The organism is Pseudarthrobacter quantipunctorum (assembly GCF_045291495.1).
Lineage (GTDB): Bacteria > Actinomycetota > Actinomycetes > Actinomycetales > Micrococcaceae > Arthrobacter > Arthrobacter quantipunctorum.
Genome location: NZ_CP148033.1, coordinates 1,373,616 through 1,392,931 on the forward strand (window position 1 = coordinate 1,373,616; position 19,316 = coordinate 1,392,931).

The following is a 19,316-nucleotide window of genomic DNA, read 5'->3' on the forward strand; positions in this document are numbered from 1 at the left end:
GGCGTCGAAAATGGAGGTGCAGTGGCAATCTTTACGGACCCTATCAGGGAACACGCTGATTTTGGGCCGGGCGATGCCGAGTGGCTGCACCTCCTGGTGGGGGACTGGCAGATGGTTGCGGACCTTGCGTTCGCCGACCTGGCCCTGTGGTTCCCACACCCCGAGCTTGGCTACGTGGCGCTCGCGCACGTGCGGCCCTCCACCACGCACACCGTGTTCCACGGGGATTTCGTGGGGGAGGGCATCCGCTCGGACCTGCAGCCCCTTGTGGACAAGGCCTGGAACAGCCGGTCCATCGAGCGTTCCAGCGAAACCAACTGGAGCAGCGATATGGCCCTCCGCGTGGAGGCCGTTCCCATGGTCCGCAATGGGCGCACCCTGGCGGTGGTCACCACCCACATGGACCTTTCCAGCTCGCGGATGCCGTCGCGCCTTGAACTGACGTACCGCCAGTGCGCATACGACCTCCTGCGGATGGGCACGCTGGGGCTGTGGCCGGACTTCGCCTCGCCCACCGGTTCCCGCCGCGGCGCACCCCGCGTAGGGGACGGGCTCATCAGGCTGGATGCGGAGGGAATCGTGCAGTACGCGAGCCCCAACGGCGTCTCGGCGTTCAGGCGGCTCGGTGATGGGGAATCGTTGGAGGGCCGCTCACTGGCCGAGGTGACCGCCAGCCTGCTCAAGGACCGCCGCATGGTGGACGAGACATTGCCCCTGGTGGTCACAGGGCGGATGCCCTGGCGCAGTGAAATTGAATCACGTGGAGTGAGCCTGTCACTGCGCGCTATTCCGTTGCGGGATGAGCAGCAACGGTTCGGTGCGCTGGTCCTTTGCCGTGATGTGTCGGAGCTTCGCCGGCGTGAAATGGAGTTGGTGACCAAAGATGCAACCATCCGTGAGATCCACCACCGGGTTAAGAACAATCTCCAAACTGTCGCGGCGCTGCTGCGCATGCAGTCCCGCCGCATGGTCAGCGACGAGGCAAAGCAGGGGCTGGAGCAGGCCATGCGCCGGGTCGCCACTATCGCGCTGGTCCACGAGACTCTATCCCAGGGGCTCACGCAAAGCGTTGATTTCGACGAGCTGATCGGGCGCCAGTTCCGGCTGTCGGCCGAAGTCGCCTCACCCTCGCAGCAGGTCCGGACGGAACGATCCGGCACTTTCGGAGAGCTGCCGAGCGATCTTGCCACCCCGCTGGCCCTGGTCATCAATGAACTGGTGACCAACGCTGTGGAGCACGGGCTCGAAGGCAGGGCCGGGACTGTCTGGCTCATCGCTGACCGGTCCGAGGGGGATGATGGTGAGGAACTCACTGTCACCATTGCCGACGACGGCGTGGGGCTTCCCGATACGCCTCACGTTGAGGGTCTTGGGCTTCAAATCGTTCGGACTTTGGTGACAAGCGAGCTGGGCGGGACTATCCAGTGGCGGCCGCGCGAAGGCGGCGGCACCGCAGTGGAGATCAGGATAAGCCTGGCAGGCAAGTAGGTCCTCGGGACGGGAAGCTTCGGTTAGCCCGGCCTTCACGTTGGGTAGGCCGAACAAGCAACAGCCCCGGCTGCGACCTTGCGGTTGCAGCCGGGGCTGTTGTCTGTTCGTTGCGGCGTGCCTAGGAAGCGCGGCGGGCGCGTGCAGCGCGGCGCTTCAGCGCACGGCGCTCGTCTTCGCTCATGCCACCCCAGACGCCTGCGTCCTGGCCCGATTCCAACGCCCACTGCAGGCAAGTATCCACAACGGGGCAGCGGCGGCAGACGCTTTTTGCTTCTTCGATCTGCAGAAGGGCTGGCCCGGTGTTCCCGACGGGGAAGAAGAGTTCAGGGTCCTTTTCGAGGCACGCTGCGCGGTTACGCCAATCCATGCTGATCAGTTGCTCCATTTCTGGGAAGAGCCCTTGTGAAATTATTCACTAGTAGCTACAAAGGAAAAGGGCCCGGCAGGGCCCCCTTGGTCATCTGAATCAAGCCTGTCATGTTAACGACGTGTAAACAAGAGGTAATAAGGCTTGATATCCGCAGAAAGCTGAGCGATACATCACACTGGCGCTGGCGGCCCCAACCACTGTCCGACTATGTCCGGTAGGGTGCCAGTGTGTCAAGACCCCCGATAAACCCAACGAACCCCCAGCCTTCCTCCCAAGAACCCGGCCAGGGCCCGCAGCGGCCTGACGGGAGTGCCCATGGACACCGGCCGCCGGCCGTTATTGTCGTGGCCCTGGTGGTAGCTGTGGAAGCCACGGCACTCCTGCTCGCCGCCGGATGGTACGGGTACCAGTTGGCAATCGGGAGCCCGGTCCTGTCCTTCTGGGGAGCTGTATTCACCTTAGGCTTATTGCTTGCCTTTTCTGCGTGGCTGTACGCGGTTGCCGCCTTCCTTTACCGGGGGTACCGCTGGACCCGTGCCGCTGCCCTTGTGGCGCAACTGTTCGTTTTGACCATCGGGTTCCCAACCCTCAGCAGCGGCCTCGTGCCCGCCGGCCTCGCAATGCTGGTTCCTGCGGTCACCGCGATCGTGCTCCTGTTCCACAACAAGGTAATCAGCTACGCCTCCCGCACCGGAGGCGCCACCCCGGCATTATGACCTGGCCCCGTCGCATCAGGGCGTCCCGGCCCAGGCCACCTGCACCGCCGAGGACTTCCCGCGGGCAATCAGAACACTCCTGCCCGGGGGAGGATTGGGTTCTACCTCGAAGCGGATTCCGAAAAGGTCGCCCTCCGACGTCGATCGCGGCGCCAGCAGGAGCCCCCTCCCGGCGGCCCGGGCGTCCATCGCCAGCGGAACGCGCTGGATCAGCAAAGGACTGTAGCTGGCCGTGAAGACCATTCCGTGGCCCAGGCTGTGCAGCTCGGAGAGATCCCTGAGGGTACCGGCAGCCATCATATCGATGTCGTCCACCAGCATCGCCGCTGATCCTGGCAGGGTTCCCTGCCTCGCCTTCTCCAGGGCTCCCTTCCAAAACTCAGCGGGGTCGCGCACTGTGCCAGGGTGAACCCAAGCATCCGTACCCGGGTTCAGCGCCTGCAGGGCCCGCAGGAAGTTTGTTTTCCCTGATCCGGGTCCTCCCAGGACGGCAAAGGTGCCCCCTGGCGGCACATGCACAAAGACGGGGTCCAGCTCGTCGCCACCGACACCGAGAAGCACATCCCGCGGCACGGATGCACCGGCCTCAGGCCGTTGTCCGGCAACCCGGGCCGGTGCGGGCGCGGATATGCCTTCCGGCGCGCTCTCCCCGGCTTGCCTGGGACCGTCTTTTGCGGCTCCTGCAGCCTTTGTCTGGGCCACAGCATTTCCAGCGGTAGACTGTCCCCGTCCCGTCTCGGTACCTTGAGTTCCATGTGCTGCGGCCCTGACCTCCGCGATTGTCACCCGGACGGGCAGCGGCTCAATCCGGAAGGGTCGCGCCAGGAACTGCTGGGTCCCGGCCCTGCCGGTCCCGTGGGGCCCGGAAGTGTCAGCAGCGGGCTCGTAAAGCTGGCACACAGATGCGGTGCCGCAGGCGATTGAGCCAAACGCCACGCCTCTGCCCCTGACCGCCGCTGTGGCAGGCAGTTTTGGCCACGCTATCCTGCTGTCCTCGTTTGAACCGGCGGGGAAATAGATGCGGTTGGGAAGCGATCCGCAGAACCTGGCGGTGACGAGTTCCCGCTCCCCGGAGATGATGACAGTAATTCCGGCCCTCATTCCGTCGCGGACAAGATCCAGCATTACTTCCTCGGCCCAGGCGAACGGGCCAGCCCGAAAAGCCGACACCCAGGAACCCCATCCGGAGATGGCGAGAACCAGCGGAACACCCCCGTGGTCAGTCCGGCTTAGCCGGGTGGCCAGCTCCTGGCCCAGCCGCTCGAGGACGCGCACGCCCCGCCGCAGCTCATGCAGACCGGCGTGGGCTCCGGTGCGCGGGTGCGCTGCCAGCCTGCGTAAGGCCGCAGCCGCATCCAGGAAGTACAAGTGGGTTTCTTCCGCATTCTCTGCCAAGCCATGGACTGCCAGTTCGAGGGCTTCGGATGCTCCGGACAGGGGACCTCCTATCAAGGCAAGATGCCCGTCCGTTGACGGGCACCAGACCAAGGACCTGATTTCCTGCCGATGGGGCATATCGAGCAGGCCCAATGCAATCGCTGGACCCTTTGTCCTGCCGTCCCCCGGGTGCAACACGGCCATGCCGGATTCGGGGCGGGCGGGCTTCAGCGGCAGCGGAGGGGCCACCGGAAGCCGCGGTGCTGGACCCGCCTGTGTGGTCCAAAGATGCCGAACCATAGCGACAAGAGGGGCTGCAGCCTGCGCGGGAGTCCGGCCGCTGGCACCTGCAGGTGCCAGGCTGTCTTGGCCGCGGGTAGAGAGGAAGTCGGCGGCGAGCTGCACATTGACTTCTACCGTGTCCCCGTCCGGGGCAGGTATCCCGGTTGATGCAGCTTGAAACTCCACAGGCGGCTCCGTACCGCGGGCGATGAAGGCACGCCCCGGGGTGTTGAGGCTGATTCCTGCAGCAGCGTTGCTGTGGAGGATATCGTGCGACTCCATATCGGATTGAACGCGGAGCGCGATGCTCGAGGTGACGTTTGCCCGGATATCTGCGGTCAGTGCGCCCTGGGGCCGCTGGGTGGCCATAACCAGGTGCAGGCCAAGCGAGCGGCCGATCGAGGCGATGCGCATCAGTTCTCGGAGCACTTCGGGCGCATCGTCCACAAGCATGCGGAACTCGTCAATGACTATGACCAGGTGGGGAAGTGGGTTGTCCCGGGAGGCAGGAGAGGTTCGGTAGGCTGCAAGGTCCGGGACCTCTGCCGCAGCGAGGGCTTGCTCGCGGAGCCTGATCTCAGCATTGAGCGAGGTGAGCGTACGTTCGAGCTCATGGGCGGACAAGTCGGTCAGGACGCCGACGCAGTGGACCAGCCCGCCCAGGGGACCGAGCCCGGCACCGCCTTTGAAATCAATAAAGAGAAAATTGACGCGGTCCGGCGGATGGGCCAGGGCCAGTGCCAGCACCAGGCTGCGCAGCAGCTCGGACTTTCCTGATCCAGTTGTTCCTGCAACCAGCACGTGCGGACCATCGCTCTGCAGGTCCAAGATCAAGGGGCCCGTTGCCTGGAGGCCCAGGGGGACTGCCAGAGTGCCCGCGAGCGCAGGGGAGTTCCAGCGGGCAGCAGTGTCCGCGGGGGAGGGAGGCAGCAGCCCGTCAAGGGTGCAGGCCGGGGGAACTAGGTTCTCCGCGCGGTCCAGCCGCTGCGGGGAGGCCGCCAGTTGCCGGCAGTAGCTGCTGAACACATCCTCAGGCGCGAGGTCCGGGATGAACGTGGTTTCCCTGCCTGGCTCGCGCAGGCGCGACTCCTTTTCGGTGAGTTCTGCGTCGGCGATACCGGGAGGGCTGTCGGCCGAACGAAACTCCAGCACTTGCCAGCCCCGTTGAGCCGCCTGCTCGAGCAGCCCTGCCTCATCCTCGCCCAAGGCGGACGTGAGCAGGAGCACGCCGTAATCATGGTCGTGACTGAAACCTTCCGTGAGCGAGCGCAGGCACGACTCCGGGGAGGCGGCCAGCGTGACACTGCGGAGAAAGCGGGCAGGGAGGGGAAGGGTTCCCGGATGGCCGCAGATCACAATGCGTGCCCTGCAGCCTCCTGGGTACCCGGCGAGTTGCATAACCAGTGACCGCAGCATTCCCTCCTGCACTGTCCGGGGTCCCCACAAGGTGGCGGGGCTGTGCGCCGGGTTCAACATCACGGGCATCTCCCCGGCGGACGGAACCGCCTGCGGAGCGTTCCCCGATTCGATCTTCAGGTTGGCGGCCTGGGGAGCCAGTCCAAGCCGCAGCCACACCCTGCCCTCCCCGGGAGCTGCCGACGCCGCAACCTTGCACTGGGCTGCAGCGAGCACCAGCAGCGCCAGTGACGGGCCGGCGCGCTTCCGCCGCTCCTGGTCCGCCTTGACGGCGGCGCTGATCCTGCTGGCGAATTCGCGCCGCTGCCGGCGCCCGGCAGCCAGCGGGATGAGCACGGATACTGCCGAAACCGCCGCAAAAGCCAGGAACATCCACATGCCCGTGAGGACGGCGAGTCCCACGCCGATGGCCAGGGGGAGCACTGCGGTGAGCACAAGGATTCCACGGTTGCCGGACTCCGGACGGCCCGCAACGGTGAGGGGATCCTGGACTGAAGCGCCGGCGTCGGCAAGTGCTTTGTCCGGTGTATTGAGAAAGACCAGGGACATCGTTGAACTGCCGCAGCGGATTGAGGTAGCCGTGGAGATCAGGGCATGGCGTACCCGCTCGCCGTCGATGAACGTGCCATTGGCACTGCCCAGATCAACGATCATGATGTCCTTTTCGGTGACTACCAGGCGGGCGTGTTCCCGGGAAAGCTCAGGATCCGGGATGACGATGCGGGTATTACTTCTGCCGATGGTGTAGGTGCCGCGCTGCAAGGGGATCAGGGTGCCGGCTCCGGCACCGCTGTGAATGGCCAAAGCGATGGGGGCACTGGGATCGGAGGCAGGCCGCTGCCGGGTTTTCCGGCCAGCGGGCCGGCTTCCGCCGTCAACCAGGACGGCGCCCGCGATCAGGGGTGCCGTTCCGAGGCTCAGGGAACACAGGTTCTCACCGTCAACATAGACAGCTCCCGTGCCGAACGTCCTGACAAGCTCAGTGTGGATTGCCTTCCCGGACGTGCCGGACGGAGCCGTGACAGTGAGTTCCAGGGGCGGTCCGGCCTGCGGTGACCGCGGGCCTCGGACCAGGGTGCAGTGAAGCGTCATGGGTGCAGATCCTTGGGTGCCTTTGCACTTACGCTAGCCAGGGTCACACAATGCGCGACACTCCGGAATGTCCTATGTGGACAAGTTCCGTATGTCCGTGGCAGAGGTGCTGAGAGCATCCTGGTGCCCAGCCGATTCGACGGGTGCCACAGTCACTCGGGTACGCTAGAGCAGCAGACAATGCGCATCATTGCGCTGCCCGCATTCAAACCAGGAGATTTTGTGACCGCTGACCTTGTCATCGTAGGGTCCGGCTTTTTTGGCCTGACAATCGCAGAACAGGCCGCTACTGAGCTCGGCTTAAAGGTCGTCGTCATCGACCGCCGCCACCATATCGGTGGTAACGCCTACAGCGAAAACGAAGAGCAGACCGGTATCGAGGTGCACCGGTACGGGGCCCACCTTTTCCACACGTCCAACGAGCGCGTGTGGGAGTACGTCAACCGTTTCACCACGTTCACGAACTACGTCCACAAGGTGTACGGCGTCCATAAGGGCGAGGTTTACTCCCTGCCGATCAATCTGGCCACCATCAACCAGTTCTTCCGCGCGAATCTCACGCCCGGCCAGGCGAGGGAGCTCATTCAGGAACAGGCGGGCGAGCTCGCCGGTACCGACCCGCAGAACCTGAATGACAAGGGTATCCAGCTGATTGGCCGCCCGCTGTACGAGGCGTTCATCAAGCATTACACCGGCAAGCAGTGGCAGACGGATCCCAAGGACCTGCCCGCCGGCATCATTTCGCGGCTCCCGGTGCGGTACAACTACGACAACCGGTACTTCAACGACAAGTACGAGGGCCTGCCCACCAACGGCTACACGGCGTGGATTGAAAGGATGGCAGAACACCCGAATATCGAGGTACGGCTTAATACTGATTTCTTCGATGAGTCGCATGAGTACAGCAAGAACAAGGTAGTCGGGAATATCCCGGTGGTTTACACGGGCCCCGTGGACCGCTATTTTGACTACGCCGAAGGTGACCTGTCCTGGCGCACTATCGACTTCGAAGAGGAAGTTCTCGATATTGAGGACTTCCAGGGCACGTCAGTTGTGAATTACAACGACGACGACGTCCCCTACACCCGGGTTATCGAGCCCCGCCATTTCCACCCGGAGCGCGACTACCAGACGGAGAAGACCGTCATCATGCGTGAGTTCTCACGCTTTGCCGAGAAGGGCGACGAACCCTACTACCCGGTCAACACCTCCTCTGACAGGGAACGCCTACTCAAGTACCGCGACCTCGCTGCCGCGGAGAAGGATGTCCTCTTTGGGGGCCGGCTCGGCACTTATAAGTACCTGGACATGCACATGGCCATCGGATCGGCACTGAGCATGTTCGACAACAAGATCCGGCCGCATTATGAAAGCGGCGCAAAGCTCGAAAGCGGAGGGGTGGACGCATGAGTGTCTCAACCGAAAGCCCAAAGAACAGGACGTCTGCTTCGGACAAGGGTGCCTCTGAACGATGGGACACACTGCAGAGGGTGATTCTCCCGAGTGCAAGTCAGATGGATACGGTCCCCCTCTACATGGATATGGGGACTGCGACCGGTATTCAACTGCCCACCGTGGGTGATCGGGACGGGAAACCTGCGAGTGCCCGGACTATCAGCAGCCCTACAAAGGAAGCCCACGTTGAGGACTTCCTTTCCCGGCATTCGACATCCGTCCGTGCAGGCGAGCGGGTGTCATTTGGCAGCTACTTCAATGCATTCCCTGCCAGTTACTGGCGGCGCTGGACCACCGTGGACAAGATCCGCCTCCAGGTCCGGACTCAAGGCACGGGCTCAGTCATTGTGTACAAATCCAACGCCCGGGGCTCTCTGCAGCGTGTGGACACGCGCCGTGTCAAGGGGATAGCCGATAACCACTTTGAGCTTTCCCTCGCGCCCTTCGGTGACGGCGGCTGGTACTGGTTTGACCTTCTCGCCGGCACGGAGCCGCTCATTATGCTCGACGCCGAGTGGCAGGGGCCGGCTGCGGAGAGCAAGCCGGGATCTGTCACTCTTCAGATCACAACTCTTAACAAGACTGACTTTTGCCTCAACAATCTTCGGCTCCTTGCCGAGAGCGAGGAAGCCCTCGAGCATGTTCAAGAGATCCTCATCGTCGATCAAGGCACCCAGAAGCTTGCAGAGGCAGAAGGCTTCGACGACGTCAAAAGGTCGTTGAACGGGAAACTACGCATTATTAACCAATCCAACTTGGGCGGGTCCGGCGGGTTCGCCCGGGGCATGTTTGAAGCGGTGGAGAACGGCAGCGACTACGTGCTGCTCATGGACGATGACGTCGTAGTCGAACCGGAAAGTATCATTCGGCTCCTGACCTTTGCCGATCGCTGCAAGACGCCCACGCTCGTGGGCGGCCACATGTTTGACCTGTACAACCGAACTGTGCTGCACACCTTCGGCGAGATTGTGAACCCGTATAGGTTTCAGCCGTCCCTGCCCAGCGAGGACATGATCCTGGGTCACGACTTCATGTCCTCGAATTTGCGTCAAACATCCTGGCTGCATCGCCGTTGCGATGTCGATTACAACGGATGGTGGATGTGCCTGATCCCCACCCAAGTAATCCGGGAAATCGGACTTTCGCTACCGCTCTTCATCAAATGGGACGACTCTGAGTACGGGCTTCGCGCTAAGGCCCATGGTTATCCGACTGTTTCGCTTCCCGGCTCCGCCGTATGGCATGTCTCCTGGATTGACAAGGACGACCTTGTCGGCTGGCAGGCGTACTTCCACGCCCGGAACCGGGTGGTGGCTGCCCTCCTGCACAGCCCCTACGAATTTGGTGGCCGTGTGATCAAGGAATCCCAGTACGCCGACGTAAAGCATCTGGTTTCGATGCAGTATGCAACAGCAGAGGGCCGCCAATGGGCGCTGGAAGACGTCCTGAAGGGCCCGGCCGCTCTGCCGGAGTTGCTTGGCACGAAACTGCCCAAAATCCGCGAGATGATGTCAGGACACTCCGACTCTGTTTTCCGTCCCGACCCGGAGGACTTTCCCTCGCCGAAAATGGACAAACCGCCCCGCCGCGGTCATGGACCTTCGCAGCCATCGAAGATCACGCTGTTGCCATGGGCAGCGAAGACCGTTGTCCGGCAGTTGGCAAGCCCCGTCAAAGGCAGTACTGCCGAACGGCCCCAGACCACGGTTGCCCACCAGGACAACCGCTGGTGGCGCATGGCGCAGTACGACAGTGCCGTCGTCTCGAACGCCGAAGGAACCGGGGCGTCCTGGTACCGGCGCAATCCAAAGCAGCTTCGGAAAATGTTAGCGGAGAGCGCTCGGGTTCACGCGGCCCTCCTCAAGGAGTGGCCCGCGCTCAGCAAAAACTACAAGGCTGCCCTGCACGATCTCACCTCCATTGAATCCTGGAGGAAGACGTTCGAGGAGCACACCCAGAACGAGATCAAGTGAGCGCAATTTCTCCAAGCGAACTAACCACACCTGGGCTTGGGAGCGGCCTGCGCGATATAAGACAGTCGAGCTTTCTGCTCAAGCTGTTGGTGCGTAAGGAACTTAAGGTTCGCTACCGCGGTTCGGTTCTCGGACTGTTGTGGTCGTACGTAAAACCTGGCGTGCAGTTCGTCGTTTTCTACGTGGCCCTGGGCGTTTTTCTTGGGCTGGAGCGCAGCCCAAGAAACCCCGACGGCCTGGCAAACTACGCAGTCTACCTTTTCTCCGGCATAGTTTTGATCAACTTCTTCTCAGAAGCTCTAGGAAATGCCGCAAGGTCAATCGTCAATAACGGGAACCTGATCAAGAAGATCTACCTGCCGCGGGAGCTCTTTCCGGTGGCTTCGGTCTGGGTATCAGCAGTCCACTTTTTCCCGCAGTTGGTGGTGCTCGTAGCCGGCTGCATCATCGCCGGCTGGCAACCTAACTTCTTTCAGTTGCTGGCCGCTGTGGCCGGATTCCTCATCGTAGGGCTGCTTGCCACAGGCTTGGGGCTGCTCTTCGGAGCCGCCAACGTCTACTTTCGCGACTCGGAAAACCTCGTGGACATGTTGTTGATGGTGGCGACTTGGGCTTCGCCCGTTATGTACGCCTGGACCATGGTGCACGAAAAGTTGGGCCCAGGCTGGTTTGCCGTTTATCAGGCCAATCCGATCACCATCGGGGTCGAACTGTTCCACTACGCCTTCTGGTTCCCCACCACGGACGGCTCCGCTGCCATGCCACCTGATCTCTTCAACCTGTGGCTGCCAGTGGGCCTCGCGGTCTCCTTGGCAGTAGTCACGCTGGGCCAATTCACCTTTCGGCGCCTCGAGGGCCGTTTCGCGCAGGAGCTGTAAGTGGTCAACGCAATAGAAGTTTCAAATATCAGCAAGCAATTCGTGTTGCGGCATACCCGCTCGATCAAGGAAGCAGTGGTGTGGCTGGTGAAAGGTCGTAAAGGCGACCTCTCAGAGAAATTCCATGCGCTGAAAAACGTGACTGTGGAGGTGAAGACAGGGGAAACTGTGGCGCTCCTGGGCCTCAACGGCTCCGGTAAATCCACGTTGCTCAAGCATATTTCCGGGGTCATGCTTCCCGACTCCGGCACCGTTAAAACAAGGGGCCGGGTTGCTGGCCTTATCGAGGTGGGTGCTGGTTTTCATCCTGATCTGTCGGGGCGGGACAATGTGTTTCTGAACGGCGCCATCCTGGGAATGACCGAGCAGCAGGTGAAGGATCGGTTTGACGACATTGTCGAGTTCTCCGAGATTGGCCAGTTCATCGATACCGAGGTCAAGTTTTACTCCTCGGGCATGTACCTCCGGCTTGCATTCTCGGTGGCCGTGCATACCGATCCGGAAGTATTCCTGATCGACGAAATCCTTGCTGTCGGCGACGAACCGTTCCAGCGAAAATGTATCGACAAAATCCAGGAACTGGCCCGCGACGGGAAGACCCTCGTCGTGGTAAGCCACGACCTCGATCTTGTTTCCAGGATCTGTGAGCGCGGCATCCTGCTGGAGCACGGCAACGTGAAGTTCGATGGACGGATAGATGAAGCAGTTGCCATTTTGCGGTCATAGTCTTTGGCTGAGACAGTCGCAGTGCCGGAGGCTTGGACAAGATTGTTCGTAGGACCACGGTGCTCTGACATCGCTAAAGGGACCTAGCTCTCTTGGCGCGATTATCGGGTTAAGGGATCGGGCATGACCTGCTACCCTGGGAGCCTGGGTCGTCCAATACGACAGGACTTTGTTCTTGGAGGGCTTGCGGGGAGCGGAGTGTAAGCTTCAGGGTCCTTGTTGGGGCGCTCGGGTACTGCATGAGCTAGGCAGCAGTCAGGTAAGGCACATTCGACAGTGACAATGCTGTTGTGACTGGTAGGCGCTACGCGGGGACATTTGATCCGCCAGAACGTTGATGAGAAGTTGTGCCGGTGGACCGCAAGGCCGCCATAGCCCTGAATAGGGGGCTCTTTCCGGCCCGAGCTGAATGCTCATGCAGCCTCTCAATGCACGGAAGCTGTTTCACCATCAACTACACCAAGCAGCGTGAAGCCGGTTGAGTTGCCGTTGCTAGGGCCGACCCGGGCGCTGGATGGTTCCCGCGCAGATACCGCCCGGAATGACGGTAATGGCGGAAGTGTCCACGTGTGGCAGATAGCTTCTGTTGGCACGGCTGGTCTGGATAGTTGGTACTTGGATTCTGGGAACATGGTACTGGCCCTTCGCTTGTCTGCTCGGGGCCGACACCATGTCCTGGGTGGTGTCTATTCCCAGTGGTCCGGTTGGGCACGGGCCCTGTCGTCGCGGAGTCGTGGCATGTCGACTTCGCCGAGGTTGAGTTGGCAGGCGTTGTGGGCCCGCCGGTTCACGATCGAGTCCGCGGCCACCCGGTCCGGTAGGGCCTCGACCCAGTATGCAGGGCGGACTGCGAAGCGATGAGCCTGGGCAGGCGGTGCTCCCGGTCGGCCAGAACCGCGAAGAGGTCGTTGGCCGCTTCGGGGTCGATGCCCACGGTGAGGAAAATTATCGATGACCAGCAGGTCCACGTCCGAGAGTTCGTTGAGCAGCTTTTGGTGGCTGATGCCGTCACCGCGCTCGATGACCAGCCGGCGGGCGAGGTCGTCCATCCGGGTGTAGGCGACGGTCTGTCCGCCCGGGCGGGCGGCGATCCCGACGGCGCAGGCCAGGTAGGTCTTGCTGCCACCGGTCGGTGAGATGAAAAAAGCAGGTTCGTGGGGTCCTGGCGCCATTGGTGGGGGCGTAGCGTTTCATCCGTACCGGGGTGGTTGCGCGTCCTTCCTGGTAGTTGATCTCGGCGACCGAGGCTTGTGGGATGGGGAACCTGGCTGCCCGGATGAGCTTGTCGATCCTGTGGGCCCGGCGCTGTTGGAGTGCGTCGTCCACGGCGGTGAGGAAGATCTGCTCTGATGTGAGCTCGTCATTGGCTCGTCGGTGATCAGTTCCTCGCACCGCACGGCCAGGTACGCGGGCGCAGGGTCCGGAATTTCTCGTGGTCCTCGCTGGTGAACATCAGTCTTGGCCTCCCCGTCCGTCGCGGCGGTAGTGCTCGGCCGAGTGCACGTGCACCGCGGCCCCGGGGCCTGCGCCGGGGTCCTCGCCGCCGGCTGGTTTGCGAGTTGGCCGCTGCCGGTGTGATTGTTCTGGGTTTCTTGGTGTCCGCGTCGATGGTGGCCATGATCCGCTTGAGCGTGCTGTAGATTCCCGGGCCCTGACCGGTGTCGAGCAGGACCTGGCAAGCGGCCTCCAAGTGGGCCTTGTTTCGCTTGCTCATGGACTCCAGGATGTTCTGGCAGTCCAGATAGCACAGCACCACCAGCCCGGCCGGGCGATGCTGGTGGGCTGGGCCGGGGACACCCTGGAGGTCGTGGACGCGGTCAGCGGGGAGGTGGTCGGGGTCTATCTGTCGTGGCGGTGCCGTATTTCGGGCAGTGTTCTGCCGTGGGTACACGGACATGACATCGCTGTCCTGGATTGCCGCACACGTGGCGGCCTTCTCGTTCTACGGCGGGGTCCCGCAGTTGGTGGTCCCGGACAATCCGGAGACCTCGACCCACCGGCCGAAGCGGGGCGATTCGGCCCGGTGCTCAACGCCCGGTACCAGCAGCTGGCCGAGCAATATTCGACGGGGATCGTGCCGGCCCGAGCGAAACGCCCCCGCGATAAGGCCGCGGCCGGCCGACGGGTTCGACACGGTGGAATGGGAGCATCTCAAGGCCGGACGAAACTACCACGTCAGCTGCGATTCCCAGCATTATTCGATGCCCTACACTTACGCCGGACAGCTACTGCGGGTCCGGGTCACCTCCACGACGGTGACCGTCTTCGACGGGGACCAGGTCATGTGCGAACACGCCCGACGGCATAGCCGGAACGGCCAGTATTCCACCCACGTGGTGCACGCCCCGACCCGGCACCGGGTATCGACCGGTTGTGGTCCAAGCGGTGGTTCACGGACCGCGCCCGGGCCCGCCACCGAGGCGGTCATCGCCGGGATCATCGACCACACTGTGGGCCCGTCAGGGTCATGATGGCCTTGAACTCGGCCATGCTGCCTCTTCACATAGGAAGAGGCGGCGCCCAGTGCACCGCTTCACCTACAGCGCAGCACCCACAGGCCACGACATTGTTAACTCACGCTATCTGCCATACGAGCGCCATTTTGGACGCGTTGTTGCATTCGTGTCGCCCATCGCGGTCCCGCTAGTCGCGCCTGAATGGTCACAAACACCTCCAGCAAGATTTTAAGATAGCTCATGGCCATGTATACGTGGACTATCTCTGCGGCAGACCTCTGAAGAAGCGCCTGATCACAACCAGTTGGTAGATCGTCACCACTAGCTCGGAGGCAGCCACTGCCCAAGCCACGCCAGTGACGTTGGTGTTCAACGCCGTAATGAGGATCAGGGGCGCGCCGGCAACAGCCCCAAGAACCGTGGATTTTGCGAGGGCCGCCCCACGTCCAATTAACACAAGGCACGCCAGCCCTAGAATTTGCGAAAGAGCGACTGAAAAAAACGACAGTGCAACGGGCAAACTTAGGGATGTGGGAACTACTAGCTTTCCATCAGAGAGCAGTGAAGAAATAACAGGAGAAAGCAAGAATATCGCCGCGCTGCCGAGGGCTCCCAACATAGCTCCCGCTTGTATGGCTCGTTTTATTCTGTGACGGAGGCTCTCGTCGCCGCCCTCTGGAACCCAGCCCTGGACAAACTGCAGCACCGGGGAAAAGGCTGTCACGCTGTACCTAAATATGCGGTCAATCATTGCGTAGAGATCAAGCTGGAGAGGCAGCCAAGCGCTGACGGCCACGAGCGGGAGGTTGACGTATAGACTTCCGGTAGCTGCCGTGATGACTCCATGCCGTTGATGCGAAAGTCGACTGAAGGATGCTTTCAGGCCCAAATCGCAATGGAATAGGCCTTTTCCGCCCCGCAACACAACAGAGGCACTGAGGATCACTCCGAGCAATGTGAAAACCATTTGGCAAAAGACCAGTGCTTCTATTTGGCCTGTCCAATAAAGCCCCACAATGCCAACAATTGTTCCTAATAATTGAGGTGAGGCATCAAGAAAGAACAGCCGCTTGGGGTTAGACTCTCCGATGAAGTACCACGCCGCGCCAACAGATGGCAATAAGTAAGCGACCGTCCCTAGTACAACTAGGGCTACGTAATTCGGCTGCAAGACAATCATTAGTGTCGCCATAGCCGGAGCGCCAATAATAAACAAATATGTTCTGCTGACCAACGAATCAGCGAAGAGCTGGAAGCGCCCCTGTCGCGGTGTGCTCGCCACCATCGACGGGCCCGTAGTTCCCCAGCCAAATCCGATCACTACGGCGAACAGTGAGGCCACCGATTGGCAAACGACTTGCACCGCCCAAGCTTCCGTGCCAGCAACCCTGATGATGATTGGAATTGCAAGAATTCCGACAAGCGTACTCGCGCCGACTGTTGCTGCGAATGTCGTCAATCGCCTCAAAACGGAAAAATCGGGAGCCATAAAAAACTATTCCTTTTAATCGAGCGCTTAGACGTCCATTCAATCGGCATGACTACGGGTTTGGTGTCGGCATCTTCCTGCGCGAGAAGCGGCAACATTTCCTGAGCAGACTGCCTGTCCAACTTTGAGAATCAACGGACGGTTTTCCGCTAAATGACATGCCTTCACAAAATGGATGGCTTCGTAAAATCGGGTTTTCAAGTGTCATGGGAGACGCGATTCAAGCTTAGTCGCAGCCCGTCAGCTTATATAGTTTTGCGTCTCCCTGCTGGTCTATTAAGGTGCCGACTGCATTACCAGCGAGGTCATCGAGTCCACGGAAGCCATGGTCACCGCCATGCACTTCTTTATGACCGAAGTCCAAGACGTACTTGGCCCGGAGTTCACGTACCGCAGGGCAAACACTCGGATCTGATTTCGCCCTATTTAAACGCTCGTAAAGGATTTCTCCACCTTGTGGTACTGCGCTGAGAATATGCAGTTGGAGGGTCTTACGTCCTACCAAGGCGTACGCCAGTGGGCTACCGTTCCAAGGGTTTCCAAGCAGGACCGCGTCAGGAGGCACATGTTCATCCAGTCTGTCGATGAGGGCCAACTCGTCGGAGGAGAGCAGCGGGGACGCCTCGGTCGCCTGGTACCCGGGGGCCGCTGCCGACTGCGACTGCCGGACGTTGGCCTGCTGCGTGGTCCAGACCAGCCCGACCAAGAGCAATGCGACGAGTGCGCCGCCGGAATAGCGGGGCGCACCGGATAACTGATGCTGGAGGCTTGGGCCCGTTACGGTCCTAAGCTTTGGTAGGACCTGCCTCGCTCCGAGATCCGCGAGGTGCATAGTTCCCATGACCGCCACGGGTAAAATCAATACAGGGAGAAGTGCGGCAAGCCTTGGCGGATCGTTGTACCAAACGCCGGTGATGAATGTTCGAACGTCGCCGAACGGCATAGAACTGACAACAACGAATAAGAAGCCCACAACGAAGTACATCCCGACAACCCAAAGTTTGTCGCGTCGCTTCACACGCTCATAGAGTCCCACAACAGCCAAGAGCGCCACAGCCCACGAGACGGGTCGCCCCATGGCAGAGCTCGTGATGACTTCTCCTATGGCACGCCCAGTCGTTTGGATCGGAGGCCAAAATGCGGCTACCTCAGCAGGTCGCACGAAATCCCAGGTAAGGAAAAGCATGCCGAATGCGAGTATAAGTCCGGTGATGTAAAGACCGAGATATCGCCAGGTGCTCCGCCACGAGAGCAGATACGCCTTAACCCTTCCCCACCAGAGCACCAAGACAACCGGAACCAGGATGACCATCAGTGCCATGACACAGCTTGTGTGGGCCAAGGCTAGTCCGGGCAGTATGGCCAGCAAGAGTAGGGAACCAACGACCTTTGGGAACGCGTTCGTCTCGGACTTGCCCAGGAGTTGCAGGCAGACGCCAAGAGTAATGGGTAACAGGCTAATACCCAGTGCCAGGGGGTAGAGGACACCGAAGTCCATCAGCATGATCGGGAAGACGCCAAATGCAGCTGAAAGGACGCCGGCGCTCAGGCTGGCTAGCACATCTCGTCCCACGATTTGCTGAACGAGAAAAATGCAGCCAACGGGCCAAATTACGGCTCCAACTACAAGATTCACTACGTTTACCCCGACTGGGATAGGCGTCGCTGTTAGTCCAACTAACAGAGAAACAATGTCGTGCCATGCCGCGGGATAGAAGCCTGATCCACCTGTCATCCCGGCAATGCTGAATGATGAGGCAGAACCCGTATCAACTATGTAACGGATGGCGTTCAGATGGAAAACATTGTCGAAAGTCTGCGAGAAAGCCTCGGGCTGTCCAAAAACGGCTACCAGTCGGCGGCCGATGAGCAAGGTTCCAATCGCGACGGCCAGCAGTTCAACGATCAGTAGTCTCCAGTTGGCAGGTGGTCTGCTCTGTTGGGGCACCGGCTCGCGGAACTGCCGCGATACGAGCAACGCCACTAGGGCCACCAGGACGGCTACTAATAAGACCGGCAGCGGGCTCCAAGTGAGACCCAACACTGGAGCCACCATTCCGGCTATGGCCAGCGTACTAACTGCAAGGGCCGGCGCGAGCGCCACAAGGCTGAAATCCCTGAGTCCGCTGGCCCAACCGATCAGGACTCCGGGGATGAAGAGGATCGCTAACGTAGCAATCAACAAGGGGAGCGTGGACCACCAGGACACAGAAAACCTTCCTAAATATGAACGTGTGGGCGTGCGGCAGGTCTCCGAACCCTTTAATAGTCTTGGGCCGGACCGCCCTTTGGATCCTACGCGACCACACCACCTGACCCGTGCCAGTAGGTGAAGCATGCCACGGAGGGAAGAGGCGTCCTTGAAAGGTAATAATCAACGCTTTACAGCTTGGGCCGAAAAGCATTCAATTCTCAACCCGTGGGAGGGCTAGAATTCCTCTGGACGGCTAGGGGCGCCGTGTCGCCGTTCATGTCCTCTGCAATCGCTACGAATTCCTGGGCCCTGCTCCTCCAGTCGAAGGTCTCTATAAGTCCCGGGAGCGGTGCCGCCCAGCCGTTCTCAAGAAGATCCTGGACTTGGGCAGACCAAACGTCAGCTTCGCGGCTTTGCACGATCCTTACCTCGGCACCTTCCTTCGCCAAATAAACGGCAGCAGCCACTGGCGTGCTGACCACTGCAGCCCCGGAGGCGATGGCTTCCAACAATGTTGTCTGGAAGCCTTCAGCCAAGAGGGTTGGGTTGAGCAGAATGCCGTTTGCGAGAACGTCTTGGATTTCAGACCCGCGCAAGTAGCCATGGTAAACGGCGTTCTCAGCAAGGGGCGACGACTCCAAAGACATCAGCAGCCTTTGGCGTTCTATGCCGTCACCGATGAAGTGCACTTCAAGGTCCGGGAAGTTCCTATGAAGAGACTCCGCAACCTTGAGTGTTTGGTCCCATCCCTTGCCTGGAACAATCCTCCCCAGGAAAACGAGTCTCTGCCTGTGAGGAGCTGATGGCGTCGCCGTGAAGGATTTCGTGTCTATTGCATTGTGGAACACAATGCTGTGAACTCCGGCGAGACGTTTGACGAAGTCCCTCGCACTCGTCGAGATAGCAAGTACTCCGGTCGCTTGTTTGAGGATGTAGCGTCCCATTGTGCGGTCGACAACTCGGCTGACCATACCTATGAACTGTGATACACCCTTGACGTGATCCGAGCCATGCTCCGTATGGACCACGGGGACCCGCAGCGTCTTACCCAGCCTCAGGCCGACAAAGGACATTGGAAAAAAACGGGTATGCACGGAGATTAGAGTCACGCCCTGATCCTTGAGGAGCGCGTGAAGACGCCGTTTCGTTCCAGGATAAGGCGCCGAGAAAACGCCCGCAATGGTCCGGCTCCCGCGGAGGCGATGGACCGTCACCTTGCCCTCTTCCACGCCTGCACGCGAATTGTCGAGTGCGATTACGGTCACCCGATGACCTAGTTCTGCCACATGGTGCGCCAGTTGATGCACATGTTGTTCCAAGCCGCCAATTTTTGGCGGGTAGTTATTGACGACGAAGGCTATATGTTGCTGGCGGTGAGTCACGAACGTTCTAAACCTATCT

The 19,316-nt window shown here is 60.7% G+C and carries 13 protein-coding genes; 7 read left to right on the plus strand and 6 right to left on the minus strand.

The window, feature by feature from the left end:
- Positions 1-21 precede the first annotated feature (21 nt).
- Positions 22-1,488, plus strand: coding sequence for a sensor histidine kinase (locus WHH00_RS06300; protein ID WP_104184989.1), 1,467 nt, complete (start codon positions 22-24; stop codon positions 1,486-1,488).
- A 121-nt stretch (positions 1,489-1,609) separates the two neighbouring features.
- Here WHH00_RS06300 and WHH00_RS06305 read toward each other — a convergent pair whose 3' ends face one another.
- Entirely contained in the window at positions 1,610-1,858 is a 249-nt protein-coding gene (locus WHH00_RS06305) for a WhiB family transcriptional regulator (protein ID WP_015937605.1), read from the minus strand.
- Between the two features lie 341 nt (positions 1,859-2,199).
- On the opposite strand from WHH00_RS06305, the gene WHH00_RS06310 reads away from it, so the two are divergent.
- On the plus strand, positions 2,200-2,577 hold the full coding sequence (locus WHH00_RS06310; protein ID WP_406638515.1) for a hypothetical protein: 378 nt from the start codon (positions 2,200-2,202) through the stop codon (positions 2,575-2,577).
- Between the two features lie 15 nt (positions 2,578-2,592).
- On the opposite strand, the gene WHH00_RS06315 is transcribed toward WHH00_RS06310, so the two are convergent.
- Complete coding sequence (locus WHH00_RS06315) at positions 2,593-6,744, minus strand: FtsK/SpoIIIE domain-containing protein (protein WP_406637417.1); 4,152 nt, start codon at positions 6,742-6,744, stop codon at positions 2,593-2,595.
- A 222-nt stretch (positions 6,745-6,966) separates the two neighbouring features.
- Between WHH00_RS06315 and glf the strand changes: the two genes are divergently transcribed.
- Genes glf through WHH00_RS06335 form a run of 4 tightly spaced genes read left to right on the plus strand, consistent with a single transcriptional unit; the run spans position 6,967 to position 11,776 of the window.
- A complete protein-coding gene (gene glf, locus WHH00_RS06320) occupies positions 6,967-8,154 on the plus strand; it encodes a UDP-galactopyranose mutase (protein WP_406637419.1) in 1,188 nt (395 codons plus the stop codon).
- Positions 8,151-10,172 (plus strand): glycosyltransferase, encoded by a 2,022-nt coding sequence (locus WHH00_RS06325; RefSeq protein WP_406637421.1) that lies wholly within the window; start codon positions 8,151-8,153, stop codon positions 10,170-10,172. Before glf ends, WHH00_RS06325 begins: the two co-directional genes overlap by 4 nt.
- Positions 10,169-11,050 (plus strand): ABC transporter permease, encoded by an 882-nt coding sequence (locus tag WHH00_RS06330; RefSeq protein WP_406637423.1) that lies wholly within the window; start codon positions 10,169-10,171, stop codon positions 11,048-11,050. The genes WHH00_RS06325 and WHH00_RS06330 overlap by 4 nt, the downstream gene beginning before the upstream one ends.
- A complete protein-coding gene (locus tag WHH00_RS06335) occupies positions 11,051-11,776 on the plus strand; it encodes an ABC transporter ATP-binding protein (protein ID WP_406637425.1) in 726 nt (241 codons plus the stop codon). It begins immediately after the preceding gene.
- A 686-nt stretch (positions 11,777-12,462) separates the two neighbouring features.
- On the opposite strand, the gene WHH00_RS06340 is transcribed toward WHH00_RS06335, so the two are convergent.
- Entirely contained in the window at positions 12,463-12,948 is a 486-nt protein-coding gene (locus WHH00_RS06340; protein WP_406637427.1) for an ATP-binding protein, read from the minus strand.
- 723 nt (positions 12,949-13,671) lie between these two features.
- Between WHH00_RS06340 and WHH00_RS06345 the strand changes: the two genes are divergently transcribed.
- On the plus strand, positions 13,672-14,247 hold the full coding sequence (locus WHH00_RS06345) for a Mu transposase domain-containing protein (protein WP_406637429.1): 576 nt from the start codon (positions 13,672-13,674) through the stop codon (positions 14,245-14,247).
- 244 nt (positions 14,248-14,491) lie between these two features.
- Here WHH00_RS06345 and WHH00_RS06350 read toward each other — a convergent pair whose 3' ends face one another.
- From WHH00_RS06350 to WHH00_RS06360, 3 genes are all read right to left on the minus strand, one after another.
- On the minus strand, positions 14,492-15,721 hold the full coding sequence (locus WHH00_RS06350; RefSeq protein WP_406637431.1) for a lipopolysaccharide biosynthesis protein: 1,230 nt from the start codon (positions 15,719-15,721) through the stop codon (positions 14,492-14,494).
- 226 nt (positions 15,722-15,947) lie between these two features.
- Positions 15,948-17,930, minus strand: a complete 1,983-nt coding sequence (locus WHH00_RS06355) for a DUF6541 family protein (protein WP_406637433.1) — start codon at positions 17,928-17,930, stop codon at positions 15,948-15,950.
- A 203-nt stretch (positions 17,931-18,133) separates the two neighbouring features.
- On the minus strand, positions 18,134-19,297 hold the full coding sequence (locus WHH00_RS06360; protein ID WP_406637435.1) for a glycosyltransferase family 4 protein: 1,164 nt from the start codon (positions 19,295-19,297) through the stop codon (positions 18,134-18,136).
- Between the last annotated feature and the right edge of the window lie 19 nt (positions 19,298-19,316).

What these genes read in the sequence shown, in the direction of transcription:
- WHH00_RS06305 (WP_015937605.1), bottom strand. Translation starts at nt 1,858, where the DNA reads ATGGATTGGCGTAACCGCGCAGCGTGCCTCGAAAAGGACCCTGAACTC.
- WHH00_RS06315 (WP_406637417.1), bottom strand. Translation starts at nt 6,744, where the DNA reads ATGACGCTTCACTGCACCCTGGTCCGAGGCCCGCGGTCACCGCAGGCC.
- WHH00_RS06340 (WP_406637427.1), bottom strand. Translation starts at nt 12,948, where the DNA reads ATGGCGCCAGGACCCCACGAACCTGCTTTTTTCATCTCACCGACCGGT.
- WHH00_RS06350 (WP_406637431.1), bottom strand. Translation starts at nt 15,721, where the DNA reads ATGGCTCCCGATTTTTCCGTTTTGAGGCGATTGACGACATTCGCAGCA.
- WHH00_RS06345 (WP_406637429.1), top strand. Translation starts at nt 13,672, where the DNA reads ATGACATCGCTGTCCTGGATTGCCGCACACGTGGCGGCCTTCTCGTTC.
- WHH00_RS06325 (WP_406637421.1), top strand. Translation starts at nt 8,151, where the DNA reads ATGAGTGTCTCAACCGAAAGCCCAAAGAACAGGACGTCTGCTTCGGAC.